Genomic DNA, 15,594 nt, shown 5'->3' with positions numbered 1-15,594 from the left:
TGTACTCCGACGCCGCCCACGGCAGGGGCCAGAACCCGGACGACAAGGGGCCGCGCTCGCGCTCGCCGCCGCGGCGGCGCTCGCCGCGGGATGCAGTGACGAACCTGGCGAACGCGCGGCGCCGCCCGCGCTCCAGATGCAGCAGGAGCTCGGCGCCTCCGAAGGGCGCCTCGACCTGGTCGTCTGGGCCGGCTACGCCGAGAGCGGCGCCAACGACCCGAAGGTCAACTGGGTCACCCCGTTCACCCGCGCGACCGGCTGCAAGGTCAACGCGAAGGTCGCCGACACCTCCGACTCGATGGTCTCGCTCATGCAGTCGGGCCGCTACGACGGCGTGTCCGCCTCCGGCGACGCGAGCCTGCGGCTCGTCTACGGCGGCAACGTCGCCCCGGTGAACACCCGGCTGATCAGCCGGTACGGCGAGATCGCCGAGTTCCTGAAGAACCAGCCGTACAACTCCGTCAAGGGACAGATGTACGGCGTCCCCCACGGTTACGGCGCGAACATGCTGATGTACCGCACCGACAAGCTGCGGCAGCGCCCCACCTCGTGGAGCGTGGTGTGGGACCGGAACTCCCCCGCCGCCGGGCACGTCGTCGCCTACGACTCCCCCATCTACATCGCGGACGCCGCGCTCTACCTCAAGACCCACCGCCCGAGCCTGAAGATCGACGACGTCTACGCGCTGGACCAGAAGCAGTTCGACGCCGCCGTGGCCCTGCTCAAGCAGCAGCGGCCGAACGTCAACCAGTACTGGGCCAACTATCTGGACGAGCTCCAGTCGTTCAAGAGCGCCGACAACTACGCGGGGACCGGCTGGCAGGTGACGGCGAACCTCGCGGTGGGCGAGAAGGCCCCCGTCGCCACCACGCTCCCCACCGAGGGCGCCACGGGGTGGTCCGACACGTGGATGATCTCGTCCAAGGCGCCGCACCCGTCCTGCATGTACCGGTGGATGAACTGGATCACGATGCCGAAGGTGCAGGCGCAGGTCGCCCAGTGGTTCGGTGAGGCGCCCGCCAACCCGAAGGCGTGCGCGTTCGCCGCCAAGGGTTTCTGCGCGACGTACCACGTCGGCGACCCCGAGTTCTACAAGCGTCTCGCGTTCTGGCGGACCCCGGCCAAGGACTGCGGCGACGACCGCGGCGCCAAATGCGTGGACTACGCCAAATGGGCCCAGGCATGGACGCAGATCAAGGGCTGATCCGGACACCGCGCGCATCCCCGTAGGCCACCGGAGTCCGGCCGTCCCCGAGGTGGCGGCGGCCGGGCATGACGGCCGCCCGGTGCGACATTGGATCGTTCTTGGCACTCTCCTCCCTTGACTCCGCCGCGTTCATCGCCTGGTCTAGACCAGTAGACGATCACGTGGAGGCGAGATGAGGACACGACGGCGCTCCCTGGCGGCCACCGCCGCCACCGCGGCCCTCGGGCTCGCGCTCACCCCGGTCATGGGCGTCCACGCCCGGGCCGGCGAGCGCGCCGGGCCGCGGACCTGCGATCCCGACGCCCACCTCGGCCGGATGTCCGACGCCGAGAAGGTCGGCCAGATGGTCATGGCCGTCACCCATGACGGACCGGACGGCATGCCCGACGAGCGGACCCGCCGCTCCGTCCAGGACCTGAAGATCGGCTCGGTCATCACCTCGGAGCCGCGGACCCCCGGGCTCGCGGCCCGGTACGCGAACCAGGTGCAGCGGTGGGCCGAGGACACCCGCCTGCGCCTGCCGCTGCTGATGTCGGGCGACTTCGAGTTCGGGACGACGCACAACGTCCCCGAGGGCACCACCCCGCTGCCGAACGCGATGGGCCTCGGCGCGGCCCGCGACCCGCGGCTCGCGCGGGAGGCCGCGCTCATCACCGCGGCCGAGGCGCGCGCGATGGGCTTCCACTGGAACTTCGCGCCCGACGCCGACGTCAACACCAACCCGCGCAACCCCATCATCGGGGTCCGCTCGTTCGGCGAGCGCACCGACCTCGTCGGGCGGCTCGCCGAGTCGCAGGTGCGCGGCTACCGCGCCGCCGGGCTCATCGCCACGCCCAAGCACTTCCCCGGCCACGGCGACACCAAGACCGACAGCCACCTCGGCCTGCCGAGCGTCGACTACGACCGCGCGACACTGGACGGCGTCCACCTGCCCCCGTTCCGCGCGGCGATCGCCGCCGGGGCCGACGCCCTCATGACGGCGCACGTCGTCGTGAAGGCGGTGGACCCCGACCTGCCGGCCACGCTGTCCGGCAAGGTGCTGACCGGCGTGCTCCGCCGGGACCTCGGCTTCCAGGGCCTGATCGTCACCGACGCCATGGACATGGACGCGATCGCCAAGAACTGGGGGACCCGCGAGGCCACCGTGATGGCGATCAAGGCGGGCGCGGACGTCATCATGTCCACCGGCGAGTTCCCCACGCACGTCGACGCGGTGGACGCGCTGCTCGACGCGCTCCGCTCGGGCGACCTGCCCCGCGCGCGGGTGGACGAGTCCGTCCGCCGCGTCCTCGCCCTGAAGTGCAAGTACGACGTGTTCGGCCACCGCTACGCCGACCCCGGCACGGCCGAACGCGTCGCCGGCAACGCCGCGTTCCGGCGCCGCGCCCTCGCGATGGGCCTCGCGGCGACCACCCTGGTCAAGAACGAGCACGGCGTGCTGCCCTTCGACCCCGCCTCCGGCGCGCGGACGCTCGTCGCCGGCACCACCCAGGTCGAGCCGCTCGCCCGCGCGGTGGACGCGCTCGCCCGCGGACCCGTGACGACCTGGCGGTCGGCGACCACCGACCCGACGGACGCCGAGATCGCCGACGCGGTGCGCCGCGCCGGCGACGCCGACCGCGTCCTCGTCACGACCTACTCGGCGGGCGACCTGCCCGCCGGACAGGCGAAGCTCGTCCGGGCGCTGAAGGCCACCGGCAAACCCGTCGCCGCGATCGGCGCCGGCCTGCCCTACGACATCGCGTCCTATCCCGACGTCGACGCCTACATCGCCACCTACGGGACGACCGCACGACCCCAGCGCATCGACCGGACGATGCACGACGCCGCCGCCGCAGTGGTCTTCGGCGAACAGCCAGGCGGCCACCTCCCGGTCACCATCGCCGGCCTCTACCCCTACGGCCACGGGCTGCGTTACTAATTCAATCCCGGCTGTGTTCATTGCAATCCCGGCCCACGGTCCTCGCCTGGCGGCTCGGACCGTGACCGGGCTTGTGCGAGCGCGAATCGCTTCGCGATCTTCCCGGCGGGGGCTCGCCTTCGGCATCGCCCCCGCCGGTCAGGTCGCGCGCTCGCGTGACGGCTGAGGGCACCGCACGCCAAACCCCAGCCCGCGCTACCAAGAGGGGTTTTACTACAAAAGCCGACCCCCGGGACGCCGGGCAACCCGCACCGTGACCGGACTTGTGCAAGCGCGGCACCGCAGCGCGATCAGGCCCTGTGCGGGGGCGGTATCGGGTGACGGCTGGGGCTCGCTGTGAGGCGGGTCCGGGTCGCGGCGGTTGTGCCTCCTCTCGGCGGAGCGTCCGCTTTGGGCGCCTCAGGGCGGACTAGGCGGGCTTTGGGGGCGGCCGGCGTAGTGCACCTGCCGATGATCACGAAAGGGGCGGAGAATGGTCCTCAGGGCCAGCGGTAGAGGGCTCTGGCCGGGGGGACATGGTGGGGCAGGTAGCACTGGGTGGTGACGTGGTCGTCCCGGCACGCCAGGCACAGGTAGGTGCGGTGGCCGAGGAGGCCGCGGCCCCGGGCCGCGCAGGGCGGGCAGATGCACGGTGACCAGCCGACGATGACCCGGCCGGGCTCCAGCCGGTGACCGCGCGGGCAGAGGAACGGGACGTGGTCACGGGTGGGGCCCGGCGGAGACGGCTGCACGGGGCGCCACTGTACTCGAACATATGATCGACCCCCGGGGCGGGTCAGTGGTCGCGATGGGTGACGAGGTCGGCGAGGGCGTGCAGTTCCGCGGCGGCGACGGCGGCGGGCGCCGCCGCGGCGAGCTCGGCCTTGGCCTCCTCCAGGAGGTCACCGGCGCGGTCCGCCGCCCAGCCCCGGCCGCCGGCCGCGTCGATCAGGGCGGCGGCGTGCGCCGGTTCGTCGCCGTCCAGCGAGCCGGACCCCGCGTAGAGGGCGGCGAGCTCGCCGCCCTCCGGGGTCCCGGAGGTGAGGGCCGCCACCACCGGCAGCGACTTCTTGCGGTTGCGCAGGTCGGAGTGGACGGGCTTGCCGGTCACGGCGGGGTCGCCCCAGATGCCCAGCAGGTCGTCGACCAGCTGGAACGCCAGGCCGATCCGGTCGCCGAAGGCGCACAGCCGGGCGACCTGGTCGGGCGTGCCGCCGCCCGCCGCGGCGCCGAGCGCGCAGGCGCCGCCGAGGAGGGCACCGGTCTTGCGGGAGGCCATCGTCAGGCATTCGTCGAGCGTGACGTCGCAGCGTTCCTCGAACGCCAGGTCGGCGCTCTGCCCCTCGACGAGGTCGAGGACGGCCCGGCTCAGCGTCCGGACCCCGGCGACCGCGCCCCGGCCGGCGGCGAGGATCTCGAAGGACGCGGCGAGCAGCGCGTCCCCCGCGAGGATCGCCGCGTTGGCGCCGAACACGCTCCACGCCGTCGGACGGTGCCTGCGGGTCAGGTCCCCGTCGATGACGTCGTCGTGCAGGAGCGAGAAGTTGTGGGTCAGCTCGACGGCGACGGCGGCGGGCACGGCGGCCGCGGCCGCCCCGCCCACCGCCTCGGCCGCCAGCAGCGTCAGCGCGGGACGGATCGCCTTGCCCGCGTTCCCGCTGGCGGGACGGCCGCGCTCGTCCCGCCAGCCGAAGTGGAACGCGGCGATCGCGCGCATCGAGTCGGGCAGGGCGTCGACCGCGTCCCGCAGCGCGGGGTCGACCAGTTCCCGGCTCCAGGCCAGTACTTCCGCGGCGCTCCGGGCGGAGGTCTCCACCGACATCTCGTCTCTCCCGTCAGCGTGCGATCTCGACGTTCTCCAGGACGCCGAGGGCGTCGGGCACCAGGATCGCCGCCGAGTAGTAGGCGCTGACCTGGTAGGCGGCGACGGCCCGGTCGTCGATGCCGGTGAAGCGCACCGACAGGCCCGGCTCCACCTCGTCCGGGAGGCCGGTGCGGCGCAGCCCGATGACGCCCTGGTCGTCCTCGCCGGTGCGCAGGGCGAGGATCGAGCTCGTCCCGCGCCGGCTGATCGGGATCTTGTCGGAGGGGAAGATCGGGACGCCGCGCCACGCCTGCACGCGCCGGCCGTCGTGCTCGACGCCGCCGAAGTAGACGCCGCGGCGGGTGCACTCGCGGCCGAACGCGGCGATCGTCCTCGGGTGGGCGAGGAAGAAGCGCGTCTTGCGGCGCCGGGCGAGCAGGTCGTCCATGTCGAAGGGGGTGGGCGGCCCGCCGCGGGTCTGGATCCGGTGGCGCAGGTCGCAGTTGTACAGCAGCCCGAAGTCGCGATTGTTGAGCAGCTCGGACTCCTGCCGCTCCTTGATCTCCTCGATGGTCAGCCTGAGCTGCTGCTCAAGCTGGTTCATCGGCTTGTTGTACAGGTCGGTGACGCGCGTGTGCGCGCGCAGCCGGGTCTGGGTGACGCTCAGTTCGTACTCGCGGGGCGAGGGCTCGTAGTCGGCGAACGTGCTCGGCAGGACGGGCTCGCCGTCGTGCCCGGCCGCCAGGGAGATCTCCGCCTCGCCGTGCCGGGTCTGCGCCGGGGCCGGAGCGTCCCGGTAGCGCTCCAGGTGCGCGCGCAGGGCATCGGAGCGTCCGGTCAGCTCCGAGATCGCCTCCCGGGGGAGCACCAGCACGGTGGTCGGGGTGAGCGCGCGGTAGGCGTGCTCCCACTCCTCGCCCTCCTCGCCGAGCAGGGCCCGCTCGCCGAAGAACCTGCCGCCGGCGAGCACCTCCAGCTGGACCTCGTCGTCGTACTGGCCGGCGGCGCTCTGCGCCACCTTCCCGTGCGCGATCAGGACCACCCGGTCGGCGGGCCCGCCCCGCTCGGCGATCGTCTGGCCGGGTTCGTACTCGTGCTGGACGAACCGCGCGGCGAGGGCGTCGAGCGCCGCGGGGTCGTCGAGGTCGCGCAGCGGCGGCAGCTCGGCCAGCTCCGGCGGGACGACGCGGACGTCGGCGCCCTCGTTGAGGAAGGACACCTCGCCGTCGCCGAGCCGGTAGGTGAGCCGCCGGTTCACGCGGTAGGTTCCGGCGTCGGCGCGCACCCAGGGCAGCAGGGTGAGCAGCCACCGCGGGGTGATGCCCTGCATCTGCGGGACGGACTTGGTCGTCGTCGCGAGGTTGCGCGCCGCCCGCGTGCTCAGGCTCAGCGGCTGTTCGGTCATGACCGGCTACCTCCGGTTCTCACGGCGGGACGGAACGGGCGGGCGAGCGGCGCCCGCGGGCCGGGGCGCTGCTCCGGCGGGCCGTAGGGCCGCACTACGCCGCACCGCCGTGGGCGATCTCGACGGACTCCAGCATCCCGAGCGCGTCGGGGACGAGCACGGCGGCCGAGTAGTAGGCGCTGACCAGGTAGGACAGCAGCGCCCTCTCGTCGATGCCCATGTAGCGGACCGACAGGCCGGGCTGGTACTCGTCGGGCAGCCCCACCTGGTGCAGGCCGATGACGCCCTGGGCCGCCTCGCCGGTGCGCATCAGCAGGATCGAGCTGGTCTTGGTCCTGCTCACCGGGATCTTGTTGCACGGGAAGATCGGCACGCCGCGCCAGGCCGGGACCTTGTTGCCGCCGACGTCCACGCTCTCGGGGTAGATGCCGCGCGCGCTGCACTCGCGGCCGAACGCGGCGATCGCCTTCGGGTGGGCGAGGAAGAACGCCGGGTCCTTCCAGACGAGAGTGAGCAGCTCGTCGAGGTCGTCGGGGGTGGGCGGCCCGCCGCGGGTGTGGATGCGCTGCGACAGGTCGGTGTTGTGCAGGAGCCCGAAGTCGCGGTTGTTGACGAGCTCGTGCTCCTGGCGTTCGCGCAGCGCCTCGACCGTCAGCCGGAGCTGCTGCTCGACCTGGTCCATCGGCTCGTTGTAGAGGTCGGCGACGCGGGTGTGGACGCGCAGGACGGTCTGGGCGACGCTCAGCTCGTACTCGCGCGGGGACGCCTCGTAGTCGACGAACGTGCCCGGCAGGACGGGTTCGCCGCTGTGCCCGGAGGCGAGGTCGATCGCCGCCTCGCCGTGCGGGTTCGTCTCGCGCTGTGGACCGGCGCGGAAGGCGTCCAGGTGGGCCTGCAAGGACGGCGACTGGCCGAGCGTCTCCTGGAAGTCGGCCTCGGTCATCGTGAGCAGCGTGCACGTCGTCACGGCCTTGACGGTGTGCTCCCATTCGGCGGGCTCGTCGCCGCCGACGAGGGTCTGCTCGCCGAAGAAGTCGCCGTTGGCGAGCGTGCCGTGCACGGCCTCGGTGCCGTACTCCCCGGCGCCGACCCTGCTGAGCTTGCCGTGCACGACGAGGACGACCCGGTCGACGGGCCGGCCCTCCTCGACGATGACGTCGCCGGGCTCGTACTCGTGCTGGGTGAAGCGGCCGGCGAGGGCGTCCAGCGCGAGATCGTCGTCGTAGCCGCGCAAGGGGGGGAGCTCGCCGAGCTCGCGTGGGATGACGCGGACGTCGGCGCCGGTGGTGACGAACGTCACGCGCCCGTCACCGAGGGTGTAGGACAGACGCCGGTTGACCCGGTAGGCGCCGCCCGCGGCCTGGACCCAGGGCAGCAGCTTCAGGAGCCACCGGGAGGAGATGCCTTGCATCTGGGGCACGGACTTGGTCGTGGTCGCCAGGTTCCGTGCCGCCGCGGTCCCGAGGCTCAACTGGTCTTCGGTCACGTCCACACCACCGATTCGTCGCCGATCTGCCAGGAATGGGCCGTTCTGGAAAGCCGGGCGACACGAGGGAAAACACACCGAAACTTGCCCCCGCCGTGCCTTTCACTACTCCCGCCTCGCCTCCCGTGACGCTACCGACGGTGATCCATTGATCGCAACGAGCGATCACCTCCACCTCTTCTTTGCCTTAGGGCCACATAACACGCACCCGTATGCCATAGCGGACAGGATCCGTCCGCCACTCGACTCGGACGGCGGCCCGTTGATCAGCAACGATGCGCCCGGCCGGCTGTTTCGACCACCGCGTGACGGCCGAGGGTCACGATGCGGCGGGCGTCAGCGCGCCGCCCGGGAGCGCGGCCGTGCCGGGGCGTCCGGCTCGCCGGCGCTCTCGATCGGCACGCCCGCCGTCTCCGGGATCAGGAGGATCGCCGGCAGCGCGACGAGCGCCGCGATGATCAAGTAGTAGGCGGGGACGTACTTGGACCCGGTCGCCTTGATCAGGGAACCGACCAGCACCGCGGCCGTCCCGCCGAACAGGGACGTGGAGATGTTGTAGCCGATCGCGAACGCCCCGTAGCGCACCCTGGTCGGGAACATCGCCGGGAACGTCGCGCCGATCACCGCCAGCATCGGCACCAGCAGCCCGCCGACGATCGCGTAGCCGAGCGCGACGCCCGCCGGGTGCCCGGTCTGCATCAGCGCGAACGCGGGCCAGGCCAGCAGGGCGTACCCGACCGCGGCGGTGGTGAGCAGGGGCCTGCGCCCGATCCGGTCCGACAGCGCGCCGAGCGGGACGATCGCCAGGATCATCGCCAGCTCCACCCCGATGGTGATGAGCTGCGCGGGCACGTCCCCCACGTCCAGCTCGTCGGTGAGGTAGGACGGCATGAAGGTCAGCAGGGTGTAGTCGGCGACGTTCAGCAGGAACACGATCCCGATCAGCATGAGGATCATCCGCCCGCTTCGCGCGAGCGTCTCCCTGAGCGGCGAGCGGGCCTTGCGGCCCGCCTCCTCCATGTGCTGGAAGGCCGGGGTGTCGGCGATGCGCGTGCGGACGTAGAGCCCGACGAGCCCGAGCGGCAGCGCGATCAGGAACGGCAGCCGCCAGCCCCAGTCGCGCATGCGCTCGTCGCCGAGCGCGAGGTCGGCCGCCAGGACGAGCCCGGCGCCCGCGATGTACCCGGTCAGCGTGCCCAGCTCCAGGAAGCTGCCGTAGAAGCCGCGCCGGCGCGTCGGCGCGTACTCGGCGATCATGGTGGCGGCGCCGCCGTACTCGCCGCCGGTCGAGAACCCCTGCACGAGCCGGACGGCGAGCAGCAGCAGCGGCGCGGCCGCGCCGATCGCCTGGTAGCCGGGCAGGATCCCGATCACGAACGTCGAGCCGGACATCAGGATGATCGTCATGGCCAGCACCCGGCGGCGGCCGAGCCGGTCGCCCAGCGGGCCGAAGAACATCCCGCCGAACGGGCGGGCCACGAACGCCGCCGCGATCAGCGCGAACGAGCGGAGGCTGGCGCTGCCCGGCTCCCCCGGCGGGAAGAACACCGTGCCGATGATCGAGGTCATCACCCCGGCGCTGAAGACACCGAAGTCGAACCACTCGATGCAGTTGCCCATGGCGGAGGCGACCACGGCCCGATGGACGGCCGCCGCGTCCGGCCCGCCGTCCGCGGTTTCGGGTCCCGCCCCGGCCAGCCGGGCATCGGACTCTGGGCTCATGCGCACCTCCCGGCCCGTCACTTGCCCCGAGATCGGCGGAATTAACTGCATTTCCGACGCATGCGCTCGCCCAGTGGCGGCGTCGACCGCGATCCCGGCCCACGGCGCTCGCGTGACGGCCTGGGAGGTCGAGAAGGGGGGCTAGGCGCCGCGGCGGCGGTTCTTGGCGGTGTCCTCGTCCTCGCCCAGGAGGTCTTGCAGGGCGGGGAGGCCGGCGGTGCGCTGCGGGTCGTCGGGGAGCAGGTCGTCGTCCTCGGGGATCGCGACGAACGCCTGCGTCTCCTGCGCCTCCCGGGTGATCACGCCGCTGGCCAGGACGGTGTTGCGGTGCCGCAGCGCGCCGTTCTCGCGGAGCAGGTCGTCCACCTCGCCGCGGACGCGGGCCACCCGGCGGCTCATCCGCAGGTGGACGAGGAAGCCGCCGCCGGCGAGACCGAGGATGAAGGCGGCGACGGGCAGGCCGACCACCGGCGGCGCCAGGGTGGCGACCAGCGCCACCGCCACCAGCGCGACGACCACCGCGAGCGCGACGAAGTGGTGCTCCATCCAGTCGAGGACGGCGTTGACGCGCTTGGGGATCCTCACTCGCCTTCTCCTCCGCTGCTCCGGCCGCGGGCCGGTTCGCTCGTGGGCCGGGATGTGCCGATCGCCCGGCGACGTCCGCGCCGGGGCATCGTGGTCCGAGGTGGCCGCGCGGCCCCGGAGCCCGGGACGCCGCACGCGCCGGACCGGGGCCCCTCGCGCCCGCCCGGCGGGGGCTCGCGCCGCTCGCGCACCGCCCCTCCCTCCCACTGAGGTTCACCGGCGGGAGGTCGATCAAAACCCTAACAGCTGGCTTCCCGGACGCGGTGCGAGCCCGCCCCGGCGCAGGTACCGGGATGCGAGCACCGTCCGGCGGCGAATATCGTCACTGGATATGAGCGAACACTTTGACGTCGTGGTCCTGGGCGCGGGCCCGGGTGGATATGTCGCCGCCATCCGGTCGGCGCAGCTCGGCCTGAAGACGGCGATCATCGAGGAGAAGTACTGGGGCGGTGTGTGCCTCAACGTCGGCTGCATCCCCTCGAAGGCGCTGCTGCGCAACGCCGAGCTGGCGCACATCTTCACCCAGGAGCAGAAGACCTACGGAATCAAGGTCGAGGGCCAGGTCTCCTTCGACTACGGCGAGGCGTACCGGCGCAGCCGCCAGGTCTCGGACAAGCTCGTCAAGGGCGTCCAGTACCTGATGAAGAAGAACAAGATCGCCTCCTATGACGGACGGGGCACGTTCACCGACCCGAACACCCTCCAGGTCGCCGGGGCGGACGGGTCGTCCTCGACGGTGACGTTCGACCAGTGCATCATCGCGGCGGGCGCGCACACCAAGCTGCTGCCGGGCACGTCGCTGTCGGAGCGCGTGGTCACCTACGAGGAGCAGATCCTCAGCTCCGAGCTTCCGGAGAGCATCGTCATCGCGGGGGCCGGCGCCATCGGCGTGGAGTTCGCCTACGTCCTGCACAACTACGGCGTCAAGGTCACGATCGTCGAGTTCCTCGACCGGATGGTGCCGAACGAGGACGCCGACGTCTCCAAGGAACTGGCCAAGCGCTACCGCAAGCTCGGCGTGGACGTGCTCACCTCCACCCGGGTGGACGCGATCGACGACTTGGGCGAGAAGGTCCGCGTCACCGTGACCGGCAAGGACGGCGCCCAGAAGGTCATCGAGGCCGACAAGGTGCTCCAGGCGATCGGCTTCCAGCCGAACGTGGAGGGCTACGGGCTGGAGAAGACCGGTGTCCGGCTGACCGACCGGGGCGCCATCGACGTGGACGGCCGGTGCCGCACGTCCGTCCCGCACATCTACGCCATCGGCGACGTGACCGCCAAGCTGATGCTGGCGCACGCCGCGGAGGCGATGGGCATCGTCGCCGCCGAGACGATCGCCGACGCCGAGACGGTCGAGCTCGACTACGTGATGATCCCCCGCGCGACCTACTGCCAGCCGCAGGTCGCGAGCTTCGGCTGGACGGAGGCGCAGGCGAAGGAGCAGGGCTTCGACGTCAAGACCGCGAAGTTCCCCTACAGCGCCAACGGCAAGGCCCTCGGCATGGGCGAGGGCGACGGCTTCGTCAAGGTCATCAGCGACGCCAAGTACGGCGAGATCCTCGGCGCGCACCTGATCGGCCCCGAGGTCACCGAGCTGCTGCCGCAGCTGACCCTGGCGCAGCAGTGGGACCTGACCGTCCACGAGGTCGCGCGGAACGTGCACGCGCACCCGACGCTGGGCGAGGCCGTCAAGGAGGCCGTGCACGGCCTCGCCGGTCACATGATCAACCTCTAGGAGGACCCGTTCCCCCGGGCCGGCCGCACGGCCGGCCCGGTCCTCTCCATGCCCGGCCGCGCCCCGGAACGACGCCCCCGCTCCGCCGTCGCGGGGCCGTGCAACGAATCGCCGTCACGGCGTCCCAACAAGCAACGAAGCGCCAGGTCAGCGCAAGAACGGCGCATTGGATTGCGGCTCTGGAATTTCTAGGCTTTCGCTAGCCGCATCTCGCGGCGCCCCTGTGGAGCCCCTGGAGAGCCGCATGACCGTCCTGCCGGCAACGGAGCCGAGCACCGTCCCCGTACGGACCGCGCTGCGGCGGCACTACCTGATGTGCCGTCCCGAGCACTTCGCCGTCACCTACGCGATCAACCCGTGGATGGATCCGGCGGCGGGCGCCGACGCGGGCCGCGCGGTGGAGCAGTGGGAGGCGCTGCGCGCCGCCTACCTCGCCCTCGGGCACGAGGTGAGCCTGATCGACCCGATCGAGGGCCTGCCCGACATGGTGTTCGCCGCCAACGGCGCGCTGGTGGTCGGCGGCCGGGTGTACGGGGCGCGGTTCACCTTCCCGGAGCGGCGGGACGAGGGTCCCGCCTACGCCGCCTGGCTGCGCGCCAACGGGTTCGGTGACGTCCTGGAACCGGCGCACACCAACGAGGGCGAGGGCGACTTCCTCACGCTCGACGACGTGATCCTCGCCGGTACGGGGTTCCGTACCGACATCGCGGCGCACCAGGAGGCACAGGAGTTCCTCGGGCGCCCGGTGGTGACGCTGCGGCTGGTCGACCCGCGCTTCTACCACCTGGACACCGCGCTGTTCCCGCTCGGCGGCGGGAACGTCGCCTACTTCCCCGGCGCCTTCTCCCCCGGCAGCCGCGCGGTCCTGGAGCGGCTGTTCCCGGACGCGGTGATCGCGGGCGAGCGGGACGCCGCGGTGCTCGGCCTGAACGCCGTGTGCGACGGCCGCAACGTGATCGTCAACGCCGAGGCGGCGGACCTGATCGCGACGCTGCGCGACCACGGCTACGAGCCGCACCCCGTCGACCTGTCGGAGCTGCGCAAGGCGGGCGGCGGCCCCAAGTGCTGCACGCTGGAACTGCGCGCCTGACCTCTCCTCCGGGGCCCTGGCAGTGTCAGGGCCCCGGCGAGCGGGGGCCGGCGTCGGTGTCCGCCGGGTGTCAGGGGCCGGCCAGGCTCCGGAGGCGCGCCAGCTGCCGTTCGTAGAGGGCCTTCGACTGCTCCAGGAAGCCGATCAGCAGGGCGAACTCCGCCGGGGTGTATCCGGAGACCTCGCGCGCGCCCTCCTGGGAGAGGGGCGTGTAGAGCTCCGACACGCGCCTCGTCGCCTCGGGGGTGATCCGCACCACGAGGCGGCGGCGGTCGTTCGGGTGGGGCGAGCGGGTGAGATGGCCCATCCGTTCCAGCCGGTCCAGCATGGCGGTCACGCTTCCCGTCGTCAGGCCGAGCCGGTCGCCGAGGCGCTTGGGGGTGGTCTCCTCCAGGGAAAGAATCTCCAAGCAGCGCAGATCGGTGCGATTCACGCCGAGCAGCCCGGCCGCCGCCGCGTCGAAGTCGTCGACGGCCGCCTGGTACGACTGCATGGCCGCTCCGAGCTTTTCGCTTGACATTCAAGCCTCTCGATCTCAGAGTGACATTGCCGCTTGGTCTTCAAGCTACTCGCGGGGGGAGAGGCCATGCACGTGGTCGTCATCGGCGCCGGGACGGGCGGCCTCTGCCTCGCGCACGGCCTGAAGCGGGCCGGTGTCTCCGTCGGGGTCTACGAGCGGCACGCCGACCGCACGGACGGCTCGTACGGGTACCGCGTGGGAATCGACCCGACGGGCACGGCCGCGCTGCGCGCCTGCCTGCCGCCCGACCTGTTCGCGACGTTCGCGGCGACGTGCGCGCGGGGGCCTCGTCGCATCAACGTCCTGACGGAGAAGTTCGGGGTGACGGCGTCGTTCCCTTTCGAGCCGGCCGAGGGCGAGTACTCCGTCTCCCGGAGGACCCTGCGGCAGGTGCTGCTGACCGGCCTTGAGGACAACGTCCACTATGGCAAGGTCTTCGACAGGTACGAGCAGCACGGCGACAAGGTCACGGCCTACTTCCAGGACGGCACGTCCACCACCGGGGACGTGCTGGTCGCCGCGGACGGGACGAACTCGCGCATCCGCCGGCAGTACCTCCCGCAGGCCGTCGTGGCCGACTCCGGCGTCCGGGCCGTCTCGGGGACCATCCCCCTCACCTCCGAGGTCAGGGCGCTGCTGCCGCCGGAGCTCCTCGACGGGATCTCCATGACGTTCGCCTCCAAGGGACAGTTCTGCATCTGGCACGTCATGGAGCTCAGATGGGACCGTGAGGGCGCGCCCAAGCTCGGCGTCCCCGACGACGACGCGGCGTTGCTCACCCGGTGGCCCGGACTGCGGCACGACGGCACCCGCGACTGCGTCACGTGGGAGTTCTCCGCCACGGCCGACGCGTTCCCCGAGACGCTGCGGGAGATGCGCGGCGAGGAGCTCGTCCGGCTCGTCCTGGACCTGACGCCGCACTGGCATCCGGACTTCCGGCAGCTGTTCGAGCTGACCGACCCCGGCGGCGTGGTGCCCTTCGAGGACAGGACGTCCGAGCCGATCCCGCCGTGGGAGGCGACGAACGTCACCCTGCTCGGCGACGCCGTCCACACGATGCCCCTGGGGCGCGGGCCCGGCGGGAACACCGCGCTGCGCGACGCGGCGCTGCTGTCGCGCCGCCTCGCCGGGGCCGCCCGCGGCGAGGGGACCCTGCTCGGGTCCGTCGCCTCCTACGAGGCCGAGATGACCGGCTACGCCTTCGCCCGGATCGCGGACACGCTCGGGCAGCACGGGACGGGCCCCGACCGCGCGCTCTGCAAGCCCCACGCCGGCCGTTTCGCGCTCGCCCTCACCCGCGCCTTCTTCCGCACCGCGAGCACCGTCCCGCCGCTGCGGCGCAGGCTCGTCGCCGACCTCCACGGTCACGGCAGCGACACCGCCGTCGAGCCGCTGCCGCACTGAAACCGGCGCCCGGCCCCCGGGCCATGGTCCGCCCGCCGGTGTCTCTCGAACGGCCCCTCAGGGCGCCACGGCGGCCATCTGGCGGCGGACCAGCCGCCGGGTGCGCAGGACGCCCGCGACGCCGAGCGCCCAGATCGGGACCTGCACCGCCCACGCGGCGCGGAACGCCGCCGGCGTCAGGTCGCCGCTCGGCGCCAGCACGTCCAGGACGGCGCCGACGAGCAGGATCGCGACGAGCGAGGCGACGAAGCCGCCGACGTTGACGATGCCGGTCGCGGTGCCCCGCAGGTCCGGCGGGTTGAACGTGCGCGCGAAGTCGAAGCCGATCATCGCGCCGGGGCCGCCGAGCGCCACGCACAGCACCAGCAGCGCCAGCAGCCAGGACGGCGCGGGCGGCGGCCACGCCAGCGTCACCGCCCACGCGCCGGCGCAGGTCGCGGTGATGGCCAGGACGAGCCGGGACCGGAGCAGCGGGCGGCGCGCCACCCGCCGTCCCACGAGCGGGCCGGACACCACGGTGGCGAGGACGAACAGCGTCAGCAGCGCGGACGCCTCGGCCGGGCGCATCCCCTGCCCCGAGACCAGGTACGGGTAGCCCCACATCAGCGCGAACGTGTTGGCGGGGAACTGGGTGACGAAGTGCGTCCACATGCCGAGACGGGTGCCGGGCCGGCGCCACGCCGCCGACACGTCGCGGCCCACGTCGCGGAGCGGCCGCGCGGCCGGGCGCGCGGCG

At 72.5% G+C, this 15,594-nt stretch carries 13 protein-coding genes; 5 read left to right on the top strand and 8 right to left on the bottom strand.

What is annotated here, in order from left to right; genetic code table 11:
- Positions 1-1,204: extracellular solute-binding protein (locus tag E1291_RS29820; protein ID WP_207401012.1), on the top strand; the 1,204-nt coding region annotated here is incomplete at its 5' end.
- A 175-nt stretch (positions 1,205-1,379) separates the two neighbouring features.
- On the top strand, positions 1,380-3,128 hold the full coding sequence (locus tag E1291_RS29815; RefSeq protein WP_131741407.1) for a glycoside hydrolase family 3 protein: 1,749 nt from the start codon (positions 1,380-1,382) through the stop codon (positions 3,126-3,128).
- 479 nt (positions 3,129-3,607) lie between these two features.
- Here E1291_RS29815 and E1291_RS29810 read toward each other — a convergent pair whose 3' ends face one another.
- From E1291_RS29810 to E1291_RS29785, 6 genes are all read right to left on the bottom strand, one after another.
- A complete protein-coding gene (locus E1291_RS29810) occupies positions 3,608-3,859 on the bottom strand; it encodes a hypothetical protein (protein ID WP_131741406.1) in 252 nt (83 codons plus the stop codon).
- A gap of 44 nt (positions 3,860-3,903) precedes the next feature.
- Positions 3,904-4,929, bottom strand: coding sequence for a family 2 encapsulin nanocompartment cargo protein polyprenyl transferase (locus tag E1291_RS29805; protein WP_131741405.1), 1,026 nt, complete (start codon positions 4,927-4,929; stop codon positions 3,904-3,906).
- Between the two features lie 13 nt (positions 4,930-4,942).
- Positions 4,943-6,316 carry a family 2B encapsulin nanocompartment shell protein gene (locus E1291_RS29800; RefSeq protein ID WP_131741404.1) on the bottom strand — a complete coding sequence of 458 codons (1,374 nt, stop codon included), beginning with the start codon at positions 6,314-6,316 and terminating at the stop codon, positions 4,943-4,945.
- A 94-nt stretch (positions 6,317-6,410) separates the two neighbouring features.
- On the bottom strand, positions 6,411-7,802 hold the full coding sequence (locus tag E1291_RS29795) for a family 2B encapsulin nanocompartment shell protein (protein WP_242614455.1): 1,392 nt from the start codon (positions 7,800-7,802) through the stop codon (positions 6,411-6,413).
- Between the two features lie 336 nt (positions 7,803-8,138).
- On the bottom strand, positions 8,139-9,524 hold the full coding sequence (locus tag E1291_RS29790) for an MFS transporter (RefSeq protein WP_131741403.1): 1,386 nt from the start codon (positions 9,522-9,524) through the stop codon (positions 8,139-8,141).
- 141 nt (positions 9,525-9,665) lie between these two features.
- Positions 9,666-10,109, bottom strand: a complete 444-nt coding sequence (locus tag E1291_RS29785) for a hypothetical protein (RefSeq protein WP_131741402.1) — start codon at positions 10,107-10,109, stop codon at positions 9,666-9,668.
- Between the two features lie 331 nt (positions 10,110-10,440).
- Between E1291_RS29785 and lpdA the strand changes: the two genes are divergently transcribed.
- Together lpdA and ddaH are read left to right on the top strand one after the other, a co-directional pair.
- Positions 10,441-11,844, top strand: coding sequence for a dihydrolipoyl dehydrogenase (lpdA, locus tag E1291_RS29780; protein ID WP_131741401.1), 1,404 nt, complete (start codon positions 10,441-10,443; stop codon positions 11,842-11,844).
- Positions 11,845-12,088: 244 nt separating this feature from the next.
- Positions 12,089-12,934, top strand: coding sequence for a dimethylargininase (gene ddaH, locus E1291_RS29775; protein ID WP_131741400.1), 846 nt, complete (start codon positions 12,089-12,091; stop codon positions 12,932-12,934).
- Positions 12,935-13,004: 70 nt separating this feature from the next.
- Here the strand turns inward: ddaH and E1291_RS29770 are convergent, their stop codons facing one another.
- On the bottom strand, positions 13,005-13,427 hold the full coding sequence (locus E1291_RS29770) for a MarR family transcriptional regulator (protein ID WP_207401011.1): 423 nt from the start codon (positions 13,425-13,427) through the stop codon (positions 13,005-13,007).
- A gap of 93 nt (positions 13,428-13,520) precedes the next feature.
- Between E1291_RS29770 and E1291_RS29765 the strand changes: the two genes are divergently transcribed.
- The gene (locus tag E1291_RS29765) at positions 13,521-14,858 is read left to right on the top strand and encodes an FAD-dependent oxidoreductase (protein WP_131741398.1); all 1,338 of its coding nucleotides are present in this window, start codon (positions 13,521-13,523) and stop codon (positions 14,856-14,858) included.
- A gap of 57 nt (positions 14,859-14,915) precedes the next feature.
- On the opposite strand, the gene E1291_RS29760 is transcribed toward E1291_RS29765, so the two are convergent.
- On the bottom strand, positions 14,916-15,594 hold a 679-nt coding region (locus E1291_RS29760; RefSeq protein WP_131741397.1), incomplete at its 5' end, for an MFS transporter.

Origin of the sequence: Actinomadura roseirufa (genome assembly GCF_900659635.1) — a bacterium.
Taxonomy (GTDB): Bacteria; Actinomycetota; Actinomycetes; order Streptosporangiales; family Streptosporangiaceae; genus Spirillospora; species Spirillospora roseirufa.
This window is presented reverse-complemented; position numbering and strand designations above follow the sequence as displayed.